This is a genomic window from Mesoflavibacter sp. CH_XMU1422-2, from assembly GCF_037029245.1.
In the GTDB taxonomy this organism is placed as follows: domain Bacteria; phylum Bacteroidota; class Bacteroidia; order Flavobacteriales; family Flavobacteriaceae; genus Mesoflavibacter; species Mesoflavibacter zeaxanthinifaciens.
Map to the genome: position 1 here is coordinate 1 of NZ_JAYMEE010000036.1, position 1031 is coordinate 1031.

The following is a 1031-nucleotide window of genomic DNA, read 5'->3' on the forward strand; positions in this document are numbered from 1 at the left end:
TAGTAAAATTTAAAAAATCTGGCTTGTGGCTCAACCGAAAATTAATCACTAATTTGCACGCAACGAGCCATACACCAGACCGTTGTAGCCAATTATCCAAAAATGCCTGAAGAGTTAGAAAATAAACTAATCGATATTATTGAAAGTGATAAATGGATGACTAACATTTTGAAAATAGTCAGAGATTTAGACCTAAAAGATTGTTGGATTGGAGCTGGTTTTGTTAGAAATAAAGTTTGGGACGAAAAACACGGGAAAGACAAAACAGCACTTAATGATATTGACATAATATATTTTGACAAATCAAATTTGACCAAAAAGTTTGACTTAGAAATAGAATGCAAACTGAGAAATCTGAATCCTAAACTAAATTGGTCTGTTAAGAATCAAGCAAGAATGCATATTAGAAATGGACACAAACAATATACTGATTGTAAAAAAGCCATTTCCTTTTGGCCTGAAACAGCTACTTCAATAGCTGTAAGATTGAATTTCAAAAACAAAATTGAGTATACCGCACCTTATGGATTAGAAGACTTATTTAATCTCTTAGTTGTACCAACACCGAAGTTTGATTTAACCATTTACAAGAGTAGAATTGAAAAGAAAAATTGGAAAGAAAAATGGAACGAATTAGAAATAAAAACTGGCTACAACAAGGTGTATAAAACATAGCTAATAAGTGCTAAACCGAAAGGTTTGTGTATATTTAGAAAGTCCGCCAAATTTTTAATTTGGCTTTTTAAAAGAGAAAAATTAAAAACAAAATATAAAAATTCGGCTCAGTGTTTATCCGAAAAGTTAGTGTCTTTTTACACGCTACGTTTCATACACAAGTCCGTTGGTTACAATAGCGGAATTAAAAACTAAACGTAAAAATCGTGCGAATTCCGAACTTTGAAAACAGCGGAACTTTGCGCAAAAAAATAACGGAAACTGAATTTAATACTCGAGACCGAAACGTAACGCTGAATTGAAAAATGTAAAACGGAACTATGCGCAGAAATCAACTTGAGCGGAATTTAAAAAAC

Annotated in this window: 1 protein-coding gene; it reads left to right on the forward strand. The window is 31.9% G+C overall.

The annotated features are described in order from the left end of the window. Positions 1–102: 102 nt before the first annotated feature. Positions 103–675 (forward strand): nucleotidyltransferase family protein, encoded by a 573-nt coding sequence (locus tag WA340_RS05620; RefSeq protein WP_336127782.1) that lies wholly within the window; start codon positions 103–105, stop codon positions 673–675. Positions 676–1031: the final 356 nt, after the last annotated feature.